This is a genomic window from Lacticaseibacillus sp. 22 (genome assembly GCF_055413445.1).
In genome coordinates this window covers 15,734-33,200 of the sequence record NZ_JBVAYD010000029.1, presented here as the reverse complement: position 1 = coordinate 33,200, position 17,467 = coordinate 15,734, and the positions used below count along the sequence as shown (strand labels likewise).

Sequence of the window (17,467 nt, the reverse complement as noted above, 5' to 3'; positions counted from 1 at the left end):
TAAAATTTTACTTGAGAGGAGGGTAAAATTTACGAAGATGACAGCTAAAGTGGCGAGAACTGGGCATTTGTTCGCGGTCTTATTGATTTTGATGAGTATGTTAACAGGCTTAGTGACAAGTGGCAGTTCAGTTGTGACAGCCACTGATAACATTCGCCCAACCTATCAAACCGATGCTAATGGTACCTATCCGACAAATTCGTGGCAGGTCACGGGACAACAAAATGTAATCAATCAACGTGGCGGGGATCAAGTTTCAGGGTGGGATAATAATACAATATGGAATGGTGATGCGACTGATACCACGAACTCTTACCTGAAATTTGGTGACCCCAATAATCCGGATTATCAGATTCGAAAATATGCTAAAGAGACGAATACCCCTGGATTGTACGACGTTTATTTGAACGTCAAAGGCAATAAACAGCAAAATGTGAAGCCTGTAGATATTGTCTTAGTTGTTGATATGTCTGGGTCAATGGAGTCAAACAGATGGGGCACGAATCGAGCTGGTGCTGTTCGTACTGGCGTTAAGAATTTCTTGACTTCTATTCAAAACGCCGGTCTGGGTAATTACGTCAATGTTGGTTTAATTGGGTTTTCTAGTCCTGGTTATATCGGTGGCAAATCGGGTTATATTAGTGTCAAATTAGGCAAAGCAGGTAATGCCAGCCAGCAACAAGCGATTAATGGTGCATTGAGTCCAAGGTTTCAAGGGGGTACGTATACGCAGATTGGTTTGCGGCAAGGATCAGCCATGCTGAATGCGGACACCAGTGGCAATAAAAAAATGATGATTTTGTTAACTGATGGCGTGCCGACTTTTTCTAACGAGGTGATAAATTCAGAGTGGATAAATGGTACATTGTATGGCACTAATTTTGGATCCAGCAGAGATGAACCAGGGAACACCGCACGACTTCGATGGCCATACACCGATAGTTCAGGTCATTATATATATGATACTTGGCCAGCAACATTGGGTGAGGCCAAGATAGCAAAGGATAGTGGTAATGAGGTGCACGCGTTAGGCATCCAACTGGCTGACGACGACCACTACATGACGAAAGAAAAAATACGCCAAAACATGCAGCTTATTACCAATTCACCGGATTTATACGAAGATGCTGATAGTGCCGATGCTGTTGAGGCTTATTTGAACAATCAGGCAAAGGACATTATCAAAAACTTTAATACTGTCACCGACGGCACGATCACAGACCCGATTGGTACGCAATTTCAATATGCGAACAACCAGGCGACCGTTACGAGTGTCGGCAAGCAAACTGTGCCAGCAAGTGAGTTGCCAAGTGCGGCGATCCAAGATGGTCAATTGACGGTGAATCACATGAACTTGGGTCAGGATCAGGAAGTTCAAATCCATTATCAAGTACGGATCAAAACAGAGGATGCTGGCTTCAAGCCTGATTTTTGGTACCAAATGAATGGTGAAACATTGTTGACACCAAAAGCGGGCGCTGCCGCTGTTGACTTTGGGATTCCTTCAGGCAGGGCACCAGCAACTACAGTTTATGTGCAGAAGCAATGGCGCCAGTTAAGCAATCAATCGTTACCGGATACGCTCAACGTCACGGTGCAGCGAAAAGTGGCTGACGGTTCGCTTGATCCAAATTGGCAACAGACCTTAGTCCTTAAAAAAGCTGATAACTGGAAAGCTAGCTTTACGGCACCTGCGTATAACAATCAGGGTCAAAGTTTTTCATATGTCGTTAAGAGTGAAGATGCCTCGGGAATTGATTTGAGTTCGTTTATCAGTTCTCAAAATATGGATCAGCAAACAGCAACGTTGACTTTGACAAATCAGCAGTATGGTTTTCAGTTTCAGAAAAAAACAACCGATGGTACTGATTTATCAGCAGATCAGTTGAAGGCCATGCAGTTTAACTTAACCCAGTACAGCGATAACAGTTTTCAGCAGGCATCCAAAACCAACGCCATCACGTCAACGGATCTGCAGGCACTAGCGCCAGGGTATTACGGTATTCAGGAAGCTGCAGCACCTACAGGTTATCAACTTGATGGGACAACGTATCTTTTTCAGCTAACGTCTGATGGGCAATGGCAATACCATGGCACAAAGGACAATGTGACATCAGGGAGTGTTATTAATGGCCAGCAGACTTTGAATCCTGTTGGTGATAAGTCAGATGATTTTACGGTGACCGGGGATCACCAGCAAATTCTGACGCTAACGAAATATGATGAACCAAAGCCATCCATGACTTTGCGGGTCATCAAACAGGATAATCAAAGCCAATATCTTGCAGGTGCAGCGTTCACCCTGCAACCAAGTGCTGGCGAAGCTGAGACGATAACATCATCGGCGACATCTGAGGGACAAGCGTTTGCGACAAAATTAGTTGCAGATGGTACCTATACGATGTCAGAAACAAAAGCACCAGATGGCTATCAAAGCAATCCTGCAAAGATTGCCATTCAGGTAGCTACGACTGGTAAAGAGGCAACCGTCACGATTGACGGTGAGGCATTGAAGCCGGGCGAAAGTAAGAACGGATACACATTAGCGATTGATGGCAGCACGATCACTTTGCAGGCGATTAATCAGCCACTTGCAATTTTGCCGCATACAGGTGGTCAGGGCTATCAGCGATTGCTTGGTATCGCACTGGGATTGATCAGCGCAGCGTTCCTTTTATTACTGGTTGTTTTGATAAAGCGACGGGTGGTGAAGCAACATGACTAAATCCTTCCGTCCGTTAGTGATTTTGACCTTTTGCTTGGCACTACTAGTCAGTTTGGCAACGACAACGTTGCAGCAGACACAGGCGGCAACTGTGCCGACCACTGTTGATGTTGTGTTGCATAAGCTGTTGTTTAAAGATACCTTGCCAACTCAACAAGCAAATAACGGGACAACAAAACCCGACTTTTCGCAGGCAGATGTGCCGTTAAACGGTGTGACGTTCACAGTTTATGACGTGACCGCTGACTTTTGGCAGCTTGTCTCCAAAAATGGCGGTGCGATTGAGGTAGCACAAACGACGTTGAGTCAAGATAGCTATCAGCCTGCTAGCTCCAGCCTTATCGCACAGGTTGTGACGGCTGGTCAGGGAGAAGCGTACTTTGGCGATTTACCACTCCGACAGGGGCAGCATGCTGCGGTTTATCTTTTTAAAGAAACGGCGGCACCTAAGAATATTGAAGCCAGTCAGAATCTTGTGGTTGTCATGTCAAGCAACCTTCAACATGGGAATCAATCACGCATTGATTTATTTCCTAAGAACAAAATGGTAAGTCGTCACACCGATGCCCCCAAAAAAGTTCCAAAGAAAATACGTCAATTGTTGCCACAAACGGGTGATACAGTTGCAGCTTGGCTTTCAGTGCTCGGGTTGATAATCTTCGCGACAGTACTTGCTTTTAACATAAAAAACCAAAAAATTAATAAGTGGGAGAGATAAGAATGAAAAAGACAATTGCCAAGAAAGTGCTGACATTAACCAGCACGATCCTAATGACATTACTGATGGTTCTCGGGTTTAATGGCACTCGGGTTCAAGCAGATACGAATGATACGACAACACAAAACGTTGTCCTTACTAAATACGGGTTTGACAAAGATGTTACTGCCATTGATCGTGCGACTGATCAAATTTGGACCGGCGATGGTGCTAAGCCTTTACAAGGCGTTGATTTCACCATTTACAACGTGACAGCCAATTATTGGGCATCGCCTAAGGATTATAAAGGCAGTTTTGATAGTGCTCCGGTTGCCGCAACCGGTACGACTAATGACAAGGGGCAACTAACCCAAGCATTACCTATCCAATCAAAAGATGCCAGTGGTAAGACTCGTGCTGCTGTCTATCTTTTCCATGAAACCAATCCGCGAGCTGGTTATAACACGTCTGCCGATTTCTGGTTAACCTTACCAGCCAAGGCAGCAGCCGACGGGAATGTCTATGTCTACCCAAAGAATGTTCAAAAGACCACCTATGAGCGCACTTTTGTTAAGAAAGATGCTGAGACTAAAGAAGTGCTTGAAGGAGCCGGCTTTAAGATTAGCAATAGTGATGGCAAGTTTTTGAAGTTGACAGATAAAGATGGTCAAAGCGTCAGCATCGGCGAAGGATTTATCGATGTATTGGCCAATAACTATCGATTGACGTGGGTTGCTGAAAGCGATGCTACTGTTTTCACGTCTGATAAGAGCGGTAAGTTTGGCTTAAATGGATTTGCTGATAACACCACAACTTACACGGCAGTTGAAACAAACGTGCCGGATGGTTATGATGCTGCTGCCAATACAGACTTTAAAGCTGATAATTCGTCTAGCGACATTCTAGATGCACCAAGCGGTATTCTGCCACACACTGGTGGTACTGGCACAGTCATTTTTGCGATTTTGGGCGTTGCCTTAATTGCATTTGGAGCAGTTGCCTATCGCAAGCGCCGCAATGGTTTCTAAAAAGTTAATAAGATAAATGAGTCAAGCAAGAGCGTCGATGGCGCTCTTGTTTTGATATGGCGAGGTAATCAGAGTGACAAAACGAACACGTCGACCTTTAGACTTGATTGATATTGTGATTGGATGTCTTCTTTTAGCGGGTTTTGGTGTTTTATGCTATCCATTTGCAAGTGATGCTTACGTTTCTTACCAAAATCAGCAAGTCATCGACAGGTATCGACAACAAGAAGCGCGGAAGAATCAGATGGTGTTGCGGCGGGAATATAACGACTATCAGCAAAAAAATAAACAGTTGGCAGCAAGTCAACAAGTGCCCGGCGTTGCCAGTTTTAATCATGCTGTTAATGATCAAGGAACCGCAAAAACAGCAGCCAAACGCAATCAACAAATCTTGACTCGGCAGACAGTTGCTCAGTTGACGATTCCCAAAATTGGCCTTAGTCTGCCGGTTTTTGATCATACAAGCGATTGGCTTCTACAATTTGGCGCCTGTTTATTGGATGGTACAAGTTATCCAACTGGTGGTAAAAATACCCATGCTGTCATTTCAGCGCATCGTGGTGTGCCAAACGCTGAACTTTTTACCCGAGTACCAGCGTTAAAAAAAGGCGACAAGTTTTTTATTAGCATAGGCAATCATAAATTGGCTTACCAAGTCTTTAAGCGCCAGGTTATTGAGCCAAGTGATACCCGGCAGCTAAGAATTGTGCCGGGACAGGATCTTGTGACCTTAATGACCTGCACGCCTTATATGATCAATTCTCATCGATTGTTGATAACGGGTCGCCGAATTCCTTACGTTAAGGCAGATGAAGAGGCTTCAAGTTGGGCGGTTTGGTGGAACAAATTAAAGCTAATAGTCGCACTTTTAGGCGCGGTGATCATTTTAGGCGTGATCGGTTTCGTAATGCGCAGTTTGATGCTTGGCCGAAAGCATTATTTGCTGGAAGTACCGGCTGAAGCCACACAAGTCGTGGTGAAACGAGGTCGACATATACATTCTTTTAAATCAGATCAAACTGGGGTGACTGACATCAGCCTGCCTGGTAATCATTATCGAGTCGCAATTGTCACACCGCTTGGCCGGACTAAGTACAAGGCTTATGTCAAAAAAATTCGGGATAAAAGCTTTCAATTAAAAGAATATCATTAAGATCTTAAAATTTGTTTAATATCCTTTTGGGTTAATTTAAATGAGGAAAGGATCAATATTTTAAGACTGATATTGAGTTTAATAAACTAAAAACGACCAACTTATTAAAACACTATGTCTGTATATTTCAAGCTTTTGAAGTAGGACGATGCAACATGAATGAGTATTAGAAAACCGGTTCATCAAAGATGACTTTCCATAGTGGAAGCCGTCTTTTTTGATATTTAATTTTTATTGGATGATTTGTACCCAATGGCACAAAAAAAGCGTGTCAAAAATCGACACGCTCTAAGTAATGGCATTAACAGTAGGCTATGGTTTCTTAAGAATTCGACGTACTTCCATCACTTCTAAACAAAGTATAACAAAACTGCTTGCTAATGAATACTTAATGACATGAAATAAGCACTGTATGAGTTTGGACACTAAAAAATTCTTCGACTTACTCGGTTGAATTTGTTTTAAGAACCCTAGGCGATTTGAATGCCAGCCTCTAAGGTGTTATCCAATTTATAGATTCGTTCAACATCAATAACCACTACGCCAGCGCGTGGAAAACGGTCAAAAATGTTAGTTTGATCTAAAATATGATTAGCAAAATCATCTGTTTCATGAATATGAGCCGTTCCCTCAAAGCGAAATCCCTGTTGAGCGCCTCTATCAGCAACCGCAAACGCTGCCAAATGGTTGCTCGAGAGATTATCATAGGCTTGCCTGAAGGTATGCTCAAAGTAGATTAAATGTGAGTCATCTAAGACATGTAGTGAGCCCTTGGGACCAACTTGAGGTTTGCCATCTATTCCTGTTGTTGCTAGGAAGGGGAGCTGACTCTTTAACATATTCTTCATTTCTTCTGTAAGATTTACCATTTAATTTTCTCCGATCAACACGACATTACGCTTTCCAATTACTTTTAGTAAGTATATTGCCGATATTCTGTTTTGTCAATATCCTATTTTGTCAATCCTATGTCCCCAGATGAACACCGCAGACTAGGATCGCTGAAAGGTTAACAAGATCCTTTTGCTTGTTAGATTAGTTAGGCAAACGTGTTTATATCCTTGGTCATACTCAGGATAGATGGGCATTGTGAGTGCAACAGGACTTAGTTGCTTGTATGCTAGGCAATGTTGGCCTTGATACAGAGGATCACACTGTTTCTGATCTAGATGATAACCTCGTTTTTCCATTTCACGACGCTGTCCCAATAATTGTTGTCCTGGGAGTTTGTCGAATTAAGTCTTGATGCCACAAACACACGCTACGGCTTCTTTTCTTGCAAACTGATCTTAGTATTTAGGGCAGTTGCATGATTACGGAATTGAACCATTTTATAATGAATCGGCTTTTCTATAAATCTATAGAAAGTGCAGGTAATGGCATTTTCTCCAGATCGGATTGTCTAATCAATTTAATTGATTTTTTTTGGTGTGTTTGATTATATTGCTTTTGCAAAGGTACAATATACCTTTTCTCTGCTGCCTTGCGAGCAGCGATGGCATCCTCCATATGAACATATACATGATTTAGGACAAGATGGCCTTGAAAGTACAGCCTTGCGACCCAATTTTGAGCAGTTTTATCCCAACTAACTCCGATAACGCCAGATTTGTTATTGGACCGTTTAAGTGTAGAAGCAACTAAATTTGTTCGATTGATTAGTTGAAAATTCTTGGGATTGCCCATGTATTTTTTAGTCTGGTTATTAGCTTTTATGTTTAATCTGCTTATTTCTGATCGCAAACACCCACAACTGCGAGTGAATCCTTTTTGAAGTCGTTGACTGTCAACAATACATTTATTTCCACATTGACATTGACAGAGCCAAAGCGCGTTGCCATTAGAACTGCTTCCAAAAAAACTAATGACTGTGAGTCGTCCAAACGTTTGATTGGCCAAATCGATACGCTTTTGCATACTATTCCCCCCGTTTGATAAGAAGGCACTTAAAGAGTTGCTTTCAATTGATCTAATCGCCATTGGCACCATGAAATAAAGGCTAATTCGTCAATCTTTGGAATGCCATAGGTTCTAGCATACGTTAACTTTTGAGTGGTAAGTAGTTGATCATAGGGTTTGCTAATAATACCAACCACAAGGATATCAACATTTTTGTCAATCCCGTTGACAGGTTTTGCTCCTAGAATAGTTGCTAACTGTTGTGCCTGGAAACGACGAAAAGATCGCAAACGGCCGGTAAAGAGAATTCGTTTGCCCCTTAAATCTATCATGATGTTTACCTCTCACTACGAGGAACATTTGCTAGATCTTCTGCCTGATACTTTTCGATGCGATATAAGGTTACTGGTGCAATACCTAACATGCGGGCAATTTGTCGCTTGGTCAGAGTTTCATCTCCGTCTTTCTTCCTATTTAAAAGGCGACAGGCTTCTTTATAAATATAGCGTTTTTGACGATTAGGTGAATGAGGACCATATTCGCGAATTTTGCCTTTATATTTGCCCTGGCGTTTGGCAATTTCTATGCCTTGTTGTTGCCGTATCTTAATAGTTTCGCGCTCTTCTTGAGCAATATACTTATATAGTTCGACAATAATTGTCGTAATCAAGTTACGAAGGTTAGGATCTTCAATACTTGCAAAGCTAGGTAGATTTAGAACGTTCAATTGAGCTCCACGATGCCGAATGGTTTCGATGATGTCAGTCAAATCATGAGAATTGCGACCAAGTCGATCAAGGCTCAGTACCACTACTTCATCATCATCACGAATATAGTCTAACATTGCTTTCAGTTGAGGACGATCGGCATTTTTACCTGAAAGCTTCTCTTGAAAGATTTTATTAACACCGGCATCATGTAGCTGTTCAATTTGACGCGCCAGATTTTGATCACGCGTACTAACACGCGCATAACCGATTTTAGACAATTCTAGATCACCTCCGGGTCACTTATATGTAACTAATAATACTCTCCATTCGTATTAGTTACAATAGGGTACACCCTATCGAAATTAAAGACGAAACGTGATTATCATTGGCGTGCGCTATGATGTACATATATACAGGGAGGAATTCCAATGGAGATATATACACCGACAAATCTTCGTAAGAATCTGTCTGATCTCCTAAATAGGGTCGCAGATAAAGATGAAAAGATGCCTAGATTGCATAATTAAAGTTACCACCCAGAAAATGTGAAAAAAGACCTGTCCGTTCTTGCTAAAATGGTGTTTGCATAACATACCATCTAGAGAGAAGGACAGGTCCCATGGCCATTATAACCTTAATTGAACGATCTCAGATAGAACTGATGCAACACCACACGATTCAATACATCGCCGCGACCTTAGGCCGCTCTCGTATTTCTATTAGGCATGAGCTTCACCGTTGCCCTGAAGGCGATTACTGCGCCATTATAGCTCAGGATCATGCCGATACTTGTCGGCATCGTTGTGGTCGGCACTCGATTTTAACGCCTAAGTTGAAGCGGATGGTAACTGAGAGGCTAACCCTAGGTTGGTCCCCTGAAATGGTCGGTTATGCCGTTCACTGTGCACCACACACGATTTACCACTGGATTTATCAAAGACAAGTCGATTTTCAGCCAAGTCAACTCTTTGATCACGGTAAACGTCATAAAAGAAGACAAGACCTTCGGTCGCGCTATAACCAAGCAGTAGGCACCTCAATTGAGATTTGCAGTGAGTCAGCTAATCGGCGAACCGAAAAAGGACATTTAGAGATGGATACAGTTCGCGGGTCAAAGGCTGCTGTTTTGACCATTGTCGATCGGGTCACACGTTTAATGGCGACAACTAAGCTTGAAAACTTATCACGAAATGCTGTTCTCAAGGGTTTTGCAAGACTGATGGTAGACTTTCCGGGTCCGGTTCGATCAGTGACGGTTGATCACGGTAAAGAGTTTTCCTGCGATCAGGCGCTTACAAAGCGCTATCGGATACCGGTTTACTTTTGCCATGCCTATCACCCGAATGAACGGGGCACGAACGAACGGTTCAATCGAGAACTTCGCTACTATTTCCCGAAGGGAACACAGTTTGATCAGGTTTCAGAGGCCAATATTCAACGAGCCACAGCGTTTATCAATAACAAACCTAGAAAATGTCTTCGTTGGCAAACCCCAGTTCAAGCAGTGAGCAAGCCTCTTTCTAGGTGGTAACTTTATTATTGCAATCTAGGACTTGATACTGAGCCCAAGCTCAAGCAACCCTATGAGACCTACTTAGCGCTTCATGATGCTTTGATGGTGAAGAAACATCCCGCGGAACTGGCAAACCTGTTAGCTACTTACGAGCCAAAGGGTACGGCAATGGACAACGTTTAAGCGACACAAAGTCGCTGTTCTCGCCGCTGTCACCAGCTCTTATTCCAACGGTCCGATCGAAGGGGTTAACCGCCTCATCAAGTCACTCAAACGATCCTGTTTTGGCTTCAAAAATCAGCTGAACTTCTTCAAACGAATCTACCAAATCACGGCATAACATGACAAAGACGGCTCCCCAAATGGAGAACCGCCTCAAAGATAAATTTATGCTTCAACACCAGTTGACGTAAAGCCAAAAAAAGACTGCCAGAACCAAGTGAGTTCTGGCGGCCTCTAATGAGTTTTACTAATCAATAATTAGAAGTTATGCCCTTTTTTTTCGAATATATAATACAGTCACGCAAGCTATTAAAATTACCCCCAGAACAGAAATTCCTGCCATCACGCGTTCACCCGTACTTGGCAAAAAACCGTGATTGTCCTTAGATCCTTTATCCGACTTTGTACCTGACAAATCCTTACTAGCAATATTAGTCTCATTAGCATTACTAGTACTGGATGATGCTTGTCCACCAGTGTTAGATGAACTTTGGGAACTGCTATCATTAGAGTTTTGACTATTATTTTCGCTATTTGATGCAGAAACTAATTGCTTAAGGGCACTTTGCAAAGCATTAACGGAAGCATCTACTTGATCTTGTGTAGCACTATCATTGTTTAAAATTGATTTTGATTCAGTTAGTTTAGCTTGCAACTCTTGCCAAGACTTGACAGTATATTGATTGCTAGCTAATTTTTCAACAGATTTAATCAAGTTTTCTAGCAAAGTTTTGTTAGTATTCGATGAACTCACAGCCTTAATAGTTATTTTGGCATCAGCGATATTGGGTAGATTAGTGGTCAGAGTTAATACTTGTTCTTGGGAATTAGTAGGAATATCGAAAGTAAACTTACCACCGGCCCCGACGTCTGCGGTAATAATGACCTTTCCAGTTGAGTCTTTAACCGATAACGGTTCTCCAACTTGCCAATCACTATCAACAACTGTGCCGCTAACTGTTGCCTTTTTGTTGTCACTGCTGTAGGAAACATTGTCAATCTGAACCTTTTTTTGCTGAAGTTGCGCTTTAGTTAACAGCCCTAACTTGCGTTTGAGATCTAGAATGCGGAAAACGTGTTCATTGATTTCTGATTCCTTAATAGTGCCGCTAGTTACTGCTGCATGAATCTGTGGAATAGCGGTTTCATAATCATTATTCATGATGCAATCATTTCCTGCTTCAACAGCAAGAACATCAACAGGAACTTGATCATGTTCTTGAGCAAATTGCTTGATAGCTCCCATTTCCAATGCATCGGTAATGATTAAGCCATTATAACCAAGTTCATTACGCAACAAGTCTGTAACGACCTTTCGTGATAATGAAGCTGGGTATACTGGGTCAACAGCTTGCATTACGATATGTGCAATCATTACTGAATCTGCTCCTGCTGTAATACCGGATTTAAAGGGAAGCAAATCCTCTTTTTCAAAATCCGCCTTAGATTTTGTAACAACTGCAAAATCCGTATGCGTATCAATCGCTGATCCGTAACCCGGAAAATGTTTAAGCGTTGCTGCAACACCAGCATTCTGCCATGCAGGGATCACATTCGTAATATAGTTTGCAGTTGCCAAGTAATCTTGACCAAAAGTTCTGCCATAAATAAAACTAGAAGTATCAGGCGTGCTGTCAGCTACTGGTGCATAGTTCCAATTGATGCCCAGATTTTTTAGAATAGTTCCGACTTCACTAGCCTCTTTTGTTACATTGGCCATTCCGCCATTAGCATAAGCCGTTTGTGGTGAAGGAAAGCTTCTACCATTCGCAATTAGAGGATTTTGTGATAAGCGTGAAACTGTTCCTCCCTCTTGATCAACACCAATCAATAACGGCAGGCTTGCTGAGTTTTGAAAACTTTGCACCTTCATCTTGAAATTATTCTGTGCTTCGGTAGCTGTTTTTCCTTCAACACTAGTGAAATCAGCTCCATATACAATCAACCCACCAAGGTTGTATTTTGCTATATCAGATCGAGCTTTATCCGTATCTTGCAATGTTCGAGACACAAACATTTGTCCAATCTTTTGATCTAAGGTCATATTAGAAATATAGGCATTAATATCGGCATCGGTCACTGATGTAGTATCAGCTTTTACGATTTTTGGAGTTGAATAGAGTCCTATTGAACTGGCTATTAGGCTAACACAACTAATAACGCAAAAAATAATCCTTGTCAGCTTTTTCATTTCTGGTCCCCATTTCTATTTAGTGAATGTTGAGCAGTACAAACGTCATCGTGTTCAAGAACTACAGTAATTGATAAAAAACTTTTGAAATTCCTTCCCGATTCCATTTACGCCGTCATTGTAACAAGAAGCCTGAAACCTTCAACGTATTTGTTTACGATAGTCTTTGCACGAAGCTTCAAAAATTCTCACCTCCCATTGCTTTGCTCGAAGTCGATTAATTCCAACGTCGTTAGTGACTGGTAATCATTTTTAAATGGATATTCCCGTAGTTAAGCACTGACAAAAAAATACGAGACTCCAATTTTCTTTACCATTTAAGTATAAAAGCTCACATGCTTAGAATTTACGAACGGTCGTTTAAAGTCTAGCAATAAAAAAATAGCTTTATACGCGTTGCTAAAATGAATTTTAAAAGCGATTACACATTCAATTGTAAACGCATTTATATAATATAGTCAATAAAAAAATTATTTTTCGCTGTCTTAAACTGGTATACCCTTAATTTTAATTCTAATAAGGAGCTTTCCACCTGTATCGATACTTTGTAATAATAAAATTAAAGCACACCGCTTATTGGTATATACCCATATTGAGAGCTACCATTAGCCAAAAACGAAAAAATCTGCCCTTTTTTGCTAAAATGGTGTTTGCATAGCAAGCCATTTAGAAAGAAGGACAGGTCTTTTTTCACATTTTCTGGGTGGTAACTTTAATTATGCAATCTAGGATTATTTCTGCTACGTTACGTCAAGTTGATATTCCTTTACGCCATCCTTTTGAAACCAGTTTTACACGAATGACCGCCAAAAAGACGATGATTCTTGAGCTGACCGATGAAAGCGGCACAAAAGGTTACGGTGAAGTTTCCGCTTTCGATATTCCATTTTATAATGAGGAATTTCGCGCCGGTGCTTGGGAATTACTTCTTAATATTATGCTGCCGATGATTCTTAACGTTGATATTCCCCATCCAAATGATATGTATCCACTGGTAGCAGGAATTCGCCGCAACAACATGTCTAAATCAGCCATCAATTGCGCACTTTGGGATATTTTTGCCAAGCAAGCTAATCTGCCGCTCGCTACTGCACTTGGTGGTGACAAGCAAAAAGTCGAAACCGGCGTCTCAATTGGCGTTCAAGCCTCACCGCAAGCACTCGTTAAAGTTGTGAATGGCTACATTGAACAAGGATACCGCCGCATTAAATGCAAAATAAAGCCCGGTAAAGATTACGACTATCTCGCAGCTGTTCGTAAGGCATTCCCAAACGTCATGTTGATGGGCGATGCCAACTCCGCATATCGCCGAGCAGATTTCGCCGCGCTTAAACGCCTCGACGATCTCAACCTTATTATGATTGAACAACCACTTGAACCCGGCGACTTACTTGACCATGCTGACCTACAAAAGCTGATTAAAACCCCTGTCTGCCTTGACGAGAGTGTGACGAGCTTAGACGATACACGCAAAATGATTCGTTTAGGCAGCGGTAAAATCATCAACATCAAAGTAGCACGGGTTGGTGGCTTGACGGTTGCAAAACAAATCCAAGCATTGGCCGCTCAAAACGGAATTAAATGTTGGTGCGGCGGCATGTTAGATTCTGGTGTTGCCCGTGCGGAAAATGTTGCAATCGCCACATTACCTGGCTATACTTTGCCAAACGATATCGCAGCCTCGACACGTTACTATGACCGAGATATTATCACACCACTGATCACACTTAACGGTACCTATGTGAATGTTCCAGCGAAACCCGGCATGGGTGTTGCAATTGATCAAGAGAATTTGAATGACTTCACCATTGCCACTAAGACTTTAACGGCAAAGGCTACCGCGCACGTGTAGATTTGTCGTTCGGGTTACTGTGTGTACGTGATTAGTTAAATTCCAGAGCCTGTATATGTTCATCTGCACATACAGGCTCTGGAATTATCTTGAGAAAAAGACGAATAAAAAGCCGCGGCATCCTCCACTGGTATGCTGCGGCTTTTAGTTGCATCGTTCTGTGTGCCACTATTAAGTTGGTACTACATTCGGCCGTTGTGTGTTCACGTGCAACGACCTTTTTATTGTGTTGCGTATCGTTTTTTCTGAGATTGCCAGCCGTTTGCATTTGGATCAAGAAGTAAAATGCAGGCATCCCCGCGCCAAATAACGCGATGACTGCCTGCACTATTACCTGATTCAGTTAAAAAGTTAGCCTTTAAACGGATTAAAAAACCGCCCGCCATTAACCCGAAACAGCACCAATCCAACCACAATAATCGCCACAACGCCGCCCAGCACCAACCAATCCGGTGTTCTTAGCGGCTGGTCCATGTACCACGTCCGACGCTTACCAGTACCAAAGCGCCGCAGTTCCATGGCTTGGCTGATTTGATCGATGCGATCCAGACTTGTGAAGATCAGTGGCATGAGAATCTGCCCCATCCCTTTCAACCGTTGGAACAGCTTGGCTTTACGCGATAATTCATAGCCACGCGCTTGCTGGGCTAGGCTGATTTGGCGGAAGTTGGCTTGGACATCGGGAATGTACCGCAGTGCCAAGGCCACCGAGTAGCTGATGCGATACGACACGTGTAACTTATTGAGACTCGCCGCAAACTCGCTGGGATTGGTGGTGATTAAGAAGATTAAGGCCAGCGGGACGGTCACAATGTATTTTAGAGCGAGATTCAGTTCATAAAATAGCTGTTCCTGAGTCAGGGTCAGGTAGCCGGCATGGATCAAAACATGTTTGCTTCCATAGAGCCCCACCCCGTATTGCGGCGAGAAGACATAAACCAGTAATAGGTTCACGACCGCAAAAATGGTAATAATTTTGATAACCAAGCTAATTTGGTGCCAGTGAATTTTTGCTTGTAAGAATAAAATAATTGATGCCAGCATGACTGCGCAAACGAAGCGTGTGTCGTAACTGGCCATGACAATAACCGAAATGCCAATGAACGCCAACATTTTAGTTGCTCCGGTCAAACGGTGCAGCCACGTGTCTTGAGGGTCGTATCCAAAAAGTGAATTCATTGGCGCACCCTCCGTTCCTGATCAATCACTGCTTGGGTAAACGCCAGTGGGTCAAGATTTAGGCGTTTGGCTAAGCGATATAGGCTGGGTTGGGCCAGCGAGGCGTGTTGAATCACGTCCGGGTTGGTCAACACCGCGGCCGGCGTGGCATCCATCAAGACGCCGCCATCGCCAAGCACAATCGCCCGCTGCGCATATTCCAACATCAGGTGCATATCATGGGTAATCAACATCATCGTAATGCCTTGATCATTCAACTTGGTCAAAAAGCGCATCATATCGGTAAAATGCCGCCAATCCTGACCGGCAGTCGGTTCATCAAGAATCATCAATGCCGGCTCTAGTACCAAAATTGCTGCAATCGTCACCCGCTTCTTTTGACCGTAACTCAGTGCGTTAATCGGCCAGGAACGGAATGGATACAAACCGCAAACTTTAAGCGCCGATAGCACTGCCGATTTGACGCGGTCTTCATCCCAACCACGTAACCGCGGTCCCAGTGCAACTTCATCAAAAATCAAATGCTTGCTAATCATCTGGTTCGGATCCTGCAGAATATAGCCAATCTTATCTGCCCGCTCTTTAACCGACCATGTGGCCAAATCCTCGCCATCCAGCGTAATCTGGCCGGCATTCGGATTCAGAAAACCTGCAATCAAATGGCTCAAGGTGGACTTGCCGACACCATTGCGTCCCACCAACGCCACCATCTCGCCATGATGCAGCGTTAAGTTCAAATCGGTGAAAATCTGGCGGCCTTTTGGATACGCAAATTGTAAGCCGGCAACCGTCAACAGCGGTGTTTGCGTCTGATCGGCGACCGTTTTCGGCGCCTCAGTGGTAAACGCTGCAAGTTTGGTGCCTAAATCCGGGGCGTCGAATGTTTCAAGGTTTGCCAAGTGCGTTGCCTGCTTCAAATCAATACCTGCAAACTCAGCTGCTTCAAGATACAACGGCTCGCGTAATCCGATTTTTTGGAGCAACTGGCCACGCAACAATACTTCCGGGGTGTCGTCAGCGAGAATACGGCCATCTGCCATCACCACCACGCGATCAACCGGCCGCCGCAACACGTCTTCCAGTCGATGCTCGATGATAACCTCTGTGACATGATAGGTTTGATGCAGTTCATCAATTAACGCCACTGATGCTTCACCGGTTGCCGGATCCAGGCTCGCCAACGGTTCATCAAACAATAAAATGTCGCCTTCATCAATTAAGACGCCGGCCATTGCCACCCGCTGCTTTTGCCCGCCAGAAAGTGATTGCGGTGCCTGCGCCAATAAATCACCAATTTTCAGACGCTCGGCCCACTTTTTAACTCTGGTGTGCATCTCACTCGGAGCCACGGCGCTGTTTTCCAATGCAAAGGCAATATCTTCGCCGGCTGTCAACGCGACAAATTGGGCATCTGGGTCCTGCAACACCGTTCCGACATTCAGCGACAACGCAGCCAGACTCTGATCCTGCACAACATTCCCGTTCACCTTCACTGTCCCGCTTAATTTCCCGGGAAATGCATGTGGAATCAGCCCGTTAATCAGGTTGCCTAGTGTGGATTTGCCTGACCCGGATGGCCCGACAATCAAGACTTTTTCGCCTGGCTGAATTGTCAGGTTAATATCGTGTAAGGTCGGTTCAGCCTGACTGTCATATTGAAATGTCACATGATCAAGTTGAATTGCTGGTGCCGCCATATTAAGACTCTTTCTTCAAACTGCCAGAACGTGTCCGCGTTGCTGCATACGCCACCAACAAAATCGTCCCGATCACACCAGTTGCGATGCTATTGGAAATTGCCGAAACAATCCCCTGAACATAAACCTTATTAGCCGGTTCGCTATAGATGATAATATCCAGCGTCGGTGCAATCAGACTCCAGCTAACCACATTCGTAATCACCTGCAAAACGTTAAACGCCACAATTTTTTTCGCACCAAAATTGCCGGCTTCAACGTTAAACCGCCGCCAAAATAGCCCAATCACAAAGCCAACCAAACCGGTAGTGAAAACCCATGTCCACCAAGGCTGACCGTATTGAGTAAAGTCATTCAGTGCATGGCCGAGAAAACCGATAAAGAAGCCGGCGATCGGTCCAAACAGCGTTGCAATAAAGCCCAAGAAACCATAAGAAATATCGATATTCGTGTTAGCAATCCCAGTTGGAATAACGGCAAAGCGCTTTAAAATAAATAAAATTGCAGTGCCAATCCCGATTGCAACAACCGTTCGGACACTCAAAACTTTGTGATCTCGCATAAAAATCCTCCTCGTATCATTCGTGCCACAACGTCAACG

Annotated in this window: 14 protein-coding genes and 1 pseudogene; 7 read left to right on the top strand and 8 right to left on the bottom strand. The window is 43.4% G+C overall.

Annotation, left to right across the window (positions count from 1 at the left end):
* Nucleotides 1-37: 37 nt before the first annotated feature.
* The 4 genes from ACWP87_RS11665 (at nucleotide 38) to ACWP87_RS11650 (ending at nucleotide 5,603) form a co-directional block, all read left to right on the top strand.
* Complete coding sequence (locus ACWP87_RS11665; RefSeq protein ID WP_014569089.1) at nucleotides 38-2,725, top strand: SpaA isopeptide-forming pilin-related protein; 2,688 nt, start codon at nucleotides 38-40, stop codon at nucleotides 2,723-2,725.
* The gene (locus tag ACWP87_RS11660) at nucleotides 2,718-3,443 is read left to right on the top strand and encodes a pilin N-terminal domain-containing protein (protein WP_014569088.1); all 726 of its coding nucleotides are present in this window, start codon (nucleotides 2,718-2,720) and stop codon (nucleotides 3,441-3,443) included. The genes ACWP87_RS11665 and ACWP87_RS11660 overlap by 8 nt, the downstream gene beginning before the upstream one ends.
* A gap of 2 nt (nucleotides 3,444-3,445) precedes the next feature.
* Entirely contained in the window at nucleotides 3,446-4,450 is a 1,005-nt protein-coding gene (locus ACWP87_RS11655; protein ID WP_014569087.1) for a SpaA isopeptide-forming pilin-related protein, read from the top strand.
* 73 nt (nucleotides 4,451-4,523) lie between these two features.
* Entirely contained in the window at nucleotides 4,524-5,603 is a 1,080-nt protein-coding gene (locus tag ACWP87_RS11650) for a class C sortase (RefSeq protein WP_014569086.1), read from the top strand.
* Between the two features lie 470 nt (nucleotides 5,604-6,073).
* Here the strand turns inward: ACWP87_RS11650 and ACWP87_RS11645 are convergent, their stop codons facing one another.
* The 4 genes from ACWP87_RS11645 to ACWP87_RS11630 all read right to left on the bottom strand — a co-directional run bounded on the left by ACWP87_RS11645 (nucleotide 6,074) and on the right by ACWP87_RS11630 (nucleotide 8,490).
* Nucleotides 6,074-6,472, bottom strand: coding sequence for a pyridoxamine 5'-phosphate oxidase family protein (locus tag ACWP87_RS11645; RefSeq protein WP_016382272.1), 399 nt, complete (start codon nucleotides 6,470-6,472; stop codon nucleotides 6,074-6,076).
* Between the two features lie 481 nt (nucleotides 6,473-6,953).
* Nucleotides 6,954-7,520, bottom strand: a complete 567-nt coding sequence (locus ACWP87_RS11640) for an alcohol dehydrogenase (RefSeq protein ID WP_064561046.1) — start codon at nucleotides 7,518-7,520, stop codon at nucleotides 6,954-6,956.
* 29 nt (nucleotides 7,521-7,549) lie between these two features.
* Nucleotides 7,550-7,834, bottom strand: a complete 285-nt coding sequence (locus ACWP87_RS11635) for a BRCT domain-containing protein (RefSeq protein WP_002819966.1) — start codon at nucleotides 7,832-7,834, stop codon at nucleotides 7,550-7,552.
* Nucleotides 7,835-7,839: 5 nt separating this feature from the next.
* On the bottom strand, nucleotides 7,840-8,490 hold the full coding sequence (locus tag ACWP87_RS11630) for a recombinase family protein (RefSeq protein WP_003601979.1): 651 nt from the start codon (nucleotides 8,488-8,490) through the stop codon (nucleotides 7,840-7,842).
* A gap of 341 nt (nucleotides 8,491-8,831) precedes the next feature.
* Here ACWP87_RS11630 and ACWP87_RS11625 point away from each other — a divergent pair, with 341 nt between their 5' ends.
* Both ACWP87_RS11625 and ACWP87_RS11620 read left to right on the top strand, forming a co-directional pair.
* A complete protein-coding gene (locus ACWP87_RS11625) occupies nucleotides 8,832-9,743 on the top strand; it encodes an IS30 family transposase (protein ID WP_014569083.1) in 912 nt (303 codons plus the stop codon).
* Nucleotides 9,744-9,755: 12 nt separating this feature from the next.
* Nucleotides 9,756-10,065, top strand: a pseudogene (locus ACWP87_RS11620) (transposase); the annotation flags it as partial.
* A 147-nt stretch (nucleotides 10,066-10,212) separates the two neighbouring features.
* On the opposite strand, the gene ACWP87_RS11615 reads toward ACWP87_RS11620, so the two are convergent.
* A complete protein-coding gene (locus ACWP87_RS11615; protein ID WP_003660077.1) occupies nucleotides 10,213-12,027 on the bottom strand; it encodes a glycoside hydrolase family 3 N-terminal domain-containing protein in 1,815 nt (604 codons plus the stop codon).
* An 829-nt stretch (nucleotides 12,028-12,856) separates the two neighbouring features.
* Between ACWP87_RS11615 and menC the strand changes: the two genes are divergently transcribed.
* The gene (menC, locus tag ACWP87_RS11610) at nucleotides 12,857-13,990 is read left to right on the top strand and encodes an o-succinylbenzoate synthase (protein WP_014569082.1); all 1,134 of its coding nucleotides are present in this window, start codon (nucleotides 12,857-12,859) and stop codon (nucleotides 13,988-13,990) included.
* A gap of 351 nt (nucleotides 13,991-14,341) precedes the next feature.
* Here the strand turns inward: menC and ACWP87_RS11605 are convergent, their stop codons facing one another.
* Genes ACWP87_RS11605 through ACWP87_RS11595 form a run of 3 tightly spaced genes read right to left on the bottom strand, consistent with a single transcriptional unit; the run spans nucleotide 14,342 to nucleotide 17,428 of the window.
* Nucleotides 14,342-15,169, bottom strand: a complete 828-nt coding sequence (locus ACWP87_RS11605) for an energy-coupling factor transporter transmembrane component T family protein (RefSeq protein ID WP_014569081.1) — start codon at nucleotides 15,167-15,169, stop codon at nucleotides 14,342-14,344.
* On the bottom strand, nucleotides 15,166-16,866 hold the full coding sequence (locus ACWP87_RS11600) for an ABC transporter ATP-binding protein (RefSeq protein ID WP_014569080.1): 1,701 nt from the start codon (nucleotides 16,864-16,866) through the stop codon (nucleotides 15,166-15,168). The genes ACWP87_RS11605 and ACWP87_RS11600 overlap by 4 nt, the downstream gene beginning before the upstream one ends.
* Before the next feature lies 1 nt (nucleotide 16,867).
* Complete coding sequence (locus ACWP87_RS11595; protein WP_005691490.1) at nucleotides 16,868-17,428, bottom strand: ECF-type riboflavin transporter substrate-binding protein; 561 nt, start codon at nucleotides 17,426-17,428, stop codon at nucleotides 16,868-16,870.
* Between the last annotated feature and the right edge of the window lie 39 nt (nucleotides 17,429-17,467).

Coding starts and splice junctions, on each gene's coding strand:
- ACWP87_RS11665 (WP_014569089.1), top strand. CDS start 38: ATGACAGCTAAAGTGGCGAGAACTGGGCATTTGTTCGCGGTCTTATTG.
- ACWP87_RS11660 (WP_014569088.1), top strand. CDS start 2,718: ATGACTAAATCCTTCCGTCCGTTAGTGATTTTGACCTTTTGCTTGGCA.
- ACWP87_RS11655 (WP_014569087.1), top strand. CDS start 3,446: ATGAAAAAGACAATTGCCAAGAAAGTGCTGACATTAACCAGCACGATC.
- ACWP87_RS11645 (WP_016382272.1), bottom strand. CDS start 6,472: ATGGTAAATCTTACAGAAGAAATGAAGAATATGTTAAAGAGTCAGCTC.
- ACWP87_RS11640 (WP_064561046.1), bottom strand. CDS start 7,520: ATGCAAAAGCGTATCGATTTGGCCAATCAAACGTTTGGACGACTCACA.
- ACWP87_RS11635 (WP_002819966.1), bottom strand. CDS start 7,834: ATGATAGATTTAAGGGGCAAACGAATTCTCTTTACCGGCCGTTTGCGA.
- ACWP87_RS11625 (WP_014569083.1), top strand. CDS start 8,832: ATGGCCATTATAACCTTAATTGAACGATCTCAGATAGAACTGATGCAA.
- menC (WP_014569082.1), top strand. CDS start 12,857: ATGCAATCTAGGATTATTTCTGCTACGTTACGTCAAGTTGATATTCCT.
- ACWP87_RS11605 (WP_014569081.1), bottom strand. CDS start 15,169: ATGAATTCACTTTTTGGATACGACCCTCAAGACACGTGGCTGCACCGT.
- ACWP87_RS11600 (WP_014569080.1), bottom strand. CDS start 16,866: ATGGCGGCACCAGCAATTCAACTTGATCATGTGACATTTCAATATGAC.
- ACWP87_RS11595 (WP_005691490.1), bottom strand. CDS start 17,428: ATGCGAGATCACAAAGTTTTGAGTGTCCGAACGGTTGTTGCAATCGGG.